Source organism: Bradyrhizobium sp., assembly GCF_049798375.1.
Taxonomy (GTDB): Bacteria; Pseudomonadota; Alphaproteobacteria; order Rhizobiales; family Xanthobacteraceae; genus Bradyrhizobium.
Genome location: NZ_JBARGP010000781.1, coordinates 1 through 5206, shown reverse-complemented (window position 1 = coordinate 5206; position 5206 = coordinate 1). Strand labels below are relative to the sequence as shown.

Here is a 5206-nt window from a genome sequence, read left to right as displayed (position 1 = left end):
GAGCTACACCGCGCGCTTGAGCTGCTCGACGAGGTCGGTTTTCTCCCAGGAGAAGCCGCCCTCATTGTCGGGCGTGCGGCCGAAATGGCCGTAGGACGAGGTGCGCGCGTAGATCGGGCGGTTGAGGTCGAGATGGCTGCGGATGCCGCGCGGCGTCAGGTCCATCGCCTGGGCCGCGGCCTTCTCGAGCTGATCCTCGGACACCTTACCGGTGCCGTGGGTGTCGATATAGATCGACAGCGGCCGCGCCACGCCGATCGCGTAGGCGAGCTGCAAGGTGCAGCGGTCGGCAAGACCGGCGGCGACGATGTTCTTGGCGACATAACGCGCGGCATAGGCGGCCGAGCGGTCGACCTTGGTCGGATCCTTGCCCGAGAACGCACCGCCGCCATGCGGGGCCGCACCACCATAGGTGTCGACGATGATCTTGCGGCCGGTGAGGCCAGCGTCGCCATCAGGACCGCCGATGAAGAACTTGCCCGTCGGGTTGATGTGCCAGATCGTCTTCGGCGTGATCCAGCCTTCCGGCAGCGCCTTGCGCACGTAGGGCTCGACGCGCTCGCGGACCTGGGCCGAGGTCATGTCCTCGACCAGATGCTGATGCGAGACCACGATCTCGCGCACCCCGACCGGCTTGCCGTTCTCATACTGCACGGTGACCTGGCTCTTGGAATCGGGGCCCAGCACCTTCTCGACGCCGGAGTGACGGGCTTCCGAGATCAGCCGCAGGATCTTGTGAGCGTAGAAGATCGGCGCCGGCATCAAGTCGGGCGTCTCGTTGGTCGCGTAACCGAACATGATGCCCTGATCGCCCGCGCCCTCTTCCTTGACTTCGCCCGGCTGCAGCGCGTCGACGCCCTGCGCGATGTCGGCCGACTGCGGGTGCAGCAGGATCTCGATGTCGCAGGTGGCGTGGTGGAAACCTTCCTGCTCGTAGCCGATGTCCTTGATCGCGGCGCGGACGACGCCTTCGATCTGCTCGTTGGTCACCGAGGCCGGGCCGCGGGTCTCGCCGGCGATCACGACCTTGTTGGTGGTGGCGAGCGTTTCGCAGGCGGCGCGGATCGCCCAAGGATCGATGCCCGCTTTTGGCCCTTCGCGATAGAACAGGTCGACGATCTCGTCCGAGATCCGGTCGCAAACCTTGTCCGGATGGCCTTCGGACACCGACTCCGAGGTGAACAGATATGACGCGCGCATCAAGCAACCCCTTTTTCGCCGCCCACGGCGGTCATTGATATTGATCCGGTCAATCGCGACGCCGCGAGATGACGTAGGACTCGTCGTAGAACCACAACCCGTTGTGCTTTCGCAGCACCTCCCTGGCGGCATCGAGCGCGCGGGCGCTGTGAGCGATGTCGGTCAGGCGGTCTTCCTCGATCTGGGCGACATACACCGCCGCGTTCCAGGCTGCAAAAGCGGTCGAGGTTCCGATGGTCCCGGTGACCTCGTTGGGCAGAGCTTCCATGTCATACCTGAAAATCGAGCGATTGTCGGCATAGGCATTAAAATTTAAGTCTCGCCCACTCGACCCCAGCTCGTATTTCACGGCGCGCAATAGCTCATGGCGGCTGACCGAGAAAGGATTTTCTCCCGGCCACACCTGCTGGATGATTTCCAGGCCTGGATCCTGCCCATGGGAGTGGATTCCGATCAGCCGGCCGCCTGGCCGCAGCGCCCGCGCCAGCGGTGCAATGATCCGCTTGGCACGGAAGTTCACGGAAGATTTAGCGCGATACGGCTGCGAAGCGATCACCAGGTCGAAATTGGCCTCGACCCGGCCGGCGCGCGGGATGATGCCGTCCAGCAGGAAGCGGTGATCCTCGCGGTACAGCACCAGCGCGATCGGCCGCTCATAGACCGGCATGCCGGTGCGCGGCGAGACATTGGCGCGCCAGTTCTGATCCAGGAACGGCTTGAGCGCCGCGATCTGCGCCTCGAACTCGCCTGACGACGCGCCCTGCAGCACCACCTCGTGCCAGATCATGGAGGCTGCGACCGCGGGCGAGGACGGCGTCAGCCACGGCGCCTCGGCATAATTCATGTTGGTGAAGACGAACACGCTGGCCGGATGCTCGAACAGCCGGTCCGGCACCTTCTCCAGGGTCAGCCGGACGTCCTCCAGGCTGAGCTCCTTGCCAGCCACGTAGAACGGGATTTGCGGAAAGCGGCCATGCATGGTCCGCAGCACCTTCGACAGCACGGTGCCGTCGCCGACCCCGGCGTCGAATACCCGCAGCGCCGGCGGCTTCGGATGGATGCTGGCGAGCTCGAGCCCGACCCGCTCGGCCACCACGCGCTTTTCGCTGCAGGTGTGCACGAACAGCAGGTATTTCTGCCGGTTCTCGAAGAAGCGGAAATTGCTCTGGGGGTCGCGCTTCTCCGGGACTTCGGGAAGCCTGGGCGGCGGCAAGGTGCCGGTCGAGGCCGCGATATAGGCCTGGATGCGATCCAGCGTGTCGATCGTGATCCGCTTGCCCTCGCGCAGCCGGTGCACCAGCTTGCCGTCATTGACTGACCGCCGGCCGAAGGTCGATTCCGCCATGTCTGCCTGGCGGCAGAACTCCGAAATCTGGGCGATGATCTGGTCGTTGGTCATTCGGCCGTTGGTGGGATTTGTTGGTGGGCAGGATATTTCGAGGCAGCGATCTAGCACGCTCTGCCCACCAACGGAAGAGGCACCTCCAAGAACTCGCTGGGCTAGTCGAACCGCAAGGGGCTCACCGCATTTTGCTTCTGTGACGGTCGAGGGCCAATCAGGCCAACTTTGCCAAGCTGCGCATGGACGGTCAAAGGCGTCGACAAGCGGCGCGTGATCCCCAGGCATTAGGGGAGCATGTGGTCTTGCGGCCATCGCCGCACCGATCCGCCATGGAAAACAAGGATCGAGCCAGAGCAGATGAAGCAATATGCGAAGCAGATACGTTGGGGCGCTGCCATTATCGTCCTGATCGCGATGACCGTCGCAGCCTTCCTGCTCGGACGTGCCCAGCAGGCGCGTCAGGCGCTGCCACCCGGCGCCGAGCATCGCCAAACGCGCCAGCACGTGTTGTATCTCACCTTGGACCGGACCAAGGCGCCCATCATCGTGCTCGGCGACAGCATCGTCGAGGCAGCAACGCTGCCACCGAGCGCTTGTGGGCACGCGCTCGTCAATGCCGGCCTCAGCGGCGCTTCGACCGCCAGCGATCTCGCCGACTTCCTCAAGCAGGCGCTGGGCGCCAACCGGCCGTTCGCGATCATCGTCTCGCTTGGCGCAAATGACGCGTTGAGCGACGCGCCCGGCAGCGCAGAGGCGTTTGCCGGGCGTTATGAGGCGCTGCTGCGCGAGCTGTCGAAATTGACCAACCGAATCTATTTTCTCGAAATCCCTCCGGTGGAGGCGCGGGAGCAGACGACGCCTGACATGGCGAAAGCTGTCATGGCCACGATCGGCAGGTACCGCGCGACCTTGCCGGAACTGGCGCGCCGCACCGGTGCCACGCTGCTGCAATGGCCCGGCACGCAGGAAGCCCCGTTCACGGTCGACGGTGTCCACCTCAACGCGGAAGGCTACCGCGCCTGGAACGAGGCCATTGAGCGGGGCACGGCACTTGCTTGCCGCTGACCGGAATGGCCGCCGTCACGGCGGCGGCTTGAGTGTAATCTTCTACATCAGAGCAGTTCGTCGCAAGCAGGTCGGCAAGGGGCGCAATCGTCGCGGCGACCGGAACCGTCTCACACCAAATAATAGCCGGACCAGGCAACGCCTGATCCGGCTCATGTCATCAGCGATGACGAAGCGGCCTACTTGCCCCAGATCTCGTCAGCGAGCTCGACGCAGAGGCGCAGCTTCGCCCATTGCTCTTCTTCGCTCAAGATGTTGCCTTCCTCGGTGGAAGCGAAGCCGCATTGCGGCGACAGCGCAAGCTGCTCGAGCGGCGCGAATTTCGCCGCCTCCTCCATGCGTCGTTTGATGTCGTCCTTGCTCTCGAGCGCGCCGCTCTTCGACGTCACGAGGCCTACCACGACGACCTTGTTGCCCTTGGGCAGGAAGCGCAGCGGCTCGAAGCCGCCGGCGCGGTCGCTGTCGTATTCCAGGAAGTAGCCGTCGTAATTGGTCTGCGCCAGCATGGTCTCGGCGACCGGCTCGTAGCCGCCCGACGAAATCCAGGTCGAACGGAAATTGCCGCGGCAAACATGGGTCGTGATCACCATGTCGGCCGGGCGCTCGGCGATCGCGTAGTTGATGATCCGCGAATAGATCTGCTGCAGGCCTTCCGGATGGTCACCGCGCTCGCGCGACTTCTGCAGCTCTTCCTGCGAGCACAGATAGGCCCACACCGTGTCGTCGAACTGCAGATAGCGGCAGCCGGCGTCGTAGAACGCCTTCACCGCCTTGCGGTAGGTCTTGCCGAGATCCTCGTAGAACGCGTCGAGGTCGGGATAGACCTCCTTGGAGATCGCCTTGCGGCCGCCGCGGAAATGCAGCACCGCCGGCGACGGGATCGTCATCTTCGCGGTCACATGCGCGGTGTCGGCATGCTTCTTCAGGAAGCGGAAGTGATCGAGCATCGGGTGGTCGGCCGGGAAGTCGAGCTTGTCGATCACGCGCACTGCATCATGACGGGTCTGTACGCCAGCGAACTGGATGCCCGCGTCCGGGTGGAACAGCTCGCAGCCGGTGAGCTTGGCGAGAAAGTCGAAGTGCCACCAGGAGCGGCGGAACTCACCGTCGGTCGCGAGCTTCAGGCCGGTCGAGGCCTGGCGATGCACGACCTTCTCGATCTCGCCGTCCTCGATCTTGCGCAGATCATCGGCCGAGATCTCGCCCTTTTCGAGCTTGGCGCGCGCGTCCTTGATCTTCTGCGGGCGCAACAGGCTGCCGACTTCGTCGGCGCGGAATGGTGCTCGTGTTCTCTGCATGCTTTCATCTCCTCCTACAAAGGATTTGTGGTTACTTTAAAATCTCCCCGCCGTCATTTGCGAGCGAAGCGACGTGTCCGCCATAGCCCGAAGGGCGACGGCGGAAGCAATCCGGTGCGAAGAAACAAGTCTGGATTGCTTCGTTCGCTTCGCTCCTCGCAATGACGAGAGACAGTCGTCACGACCTCCCGGACACTCCGAGATGGCGTTCCAGCGGCGCGGGATCGGCTTTGAGCGCGCTGGACGGCGCGTCGTGGACGATGCTGCCGCGCTCCAATATCACGACGCGGTCGGCGAGGCC

Annotated in this window: 4 protein-coding genes and 1 pseudogene; 1 reads left to right on the top strand and 4 read right to left on the bottom strand. The window is 64.0% G+C overall.

Features of this window, described 5'->3' with window-relative positions; translation table 11 throughout:
* Positions 1–3: 3 nt before the first annotated feature.
* Both metK and WA702_RS29850 read right to left on the bottom strand, forming a co-directional pair.
* Complete coding sequence (gene metK, locus WA702_RS29855; protein WP_425114125.1) at positions 4–1200, bottom strand: methionine adenosyltransferase; 1197 nt, start codon at positions 1198–1200, stop codon at positions 4–6.
* 49 nt (positions 1201–1249) lie between these two features.
* Positions 1250–2599: a hypothetical protein gene (locus WA702_RS29850; RefSeq protein ID WP_425114124.1), complete on the bottom strand. Its 1350-nt coding sequence runs from the start codon at positions 2597–2599 to the stop codon at positions 1250–1252.
* 300 nt (positions 2600–2899) lie between these two features.
* Here WA702_RS29850 and WA702_RS29845 point away from each other — a divergent pair, with 300 nt between their 5' ends.
* Positions 2900–3607 (top strand): SGNH/GDSL hydrolase family protein, encoded by a 708-nt coding sequence (locus WA702_RS29845; RefSeq protein WP_425114123.1) that lies wholly within the window; start codon positions 2900–2902, stop codon positions 3605–3607.
* A 179-nt stretch (positions 3608–3786) separates the two neighbouring features.
* Here the strand turns inward: WA702_RS29845 and WA702_RS29840 are convergent, their stop codons facing one another.
* Both WA702_RS29840 and WA702_RS29835 read right to left on the bottom strand, forming a co-directional pair.
* The gene (locus tag WA702_RS29840) at positions 3787–4905 is read right to left on the bottom strand and encodes a cobalamin-independent methionine synthase II family protein (protein ID WP_425114122.1); all 1119 of its coding nucleotides are present in this window, start codon (positions 4903–4905) and stop codon (positions 3787–3789) included.
* Positions 4906–5083: 178 nt separating this feature from the next.
* Positions 5084–5206: pseudogene (locus WA702_RS29835) on the bottom strand (ABC transporter ATP-binding protein); the annotation flags it as partial.

Excerpts from the sequence above, each read along its gene's own strand:
- WA702_RS29840 (WP_425114122.1), bottom strand. The coding sequence starts at position 4,905 with ATGCAGAGAACACGAGCACCATTCCGCGCCGACGAAGTCGGCAGCCTG.
- WA702_RS29845 (WP_425114123.1), top strand. The coding sequence starts at position 2,900 with ATGAAGCAATATGCGAAGCAGATACGTTGGGGCGCTGCCATTATCGTC.
- WA702_RS29850 (WP_425114124.1), bottom strand. The coding sequence starts at position 2,599 with ATGACCAACGACCAGATCATCGCCCAGATTTCGGAGTTCTGCCGCCAG.
- metK (WP_425114125.1), bottom strand. The coding sequence starts at position 1,200 with ATGCGCGCGTCATATCTGTTCACCTCGGAGTCGGTGTCCGAAGGCCAT.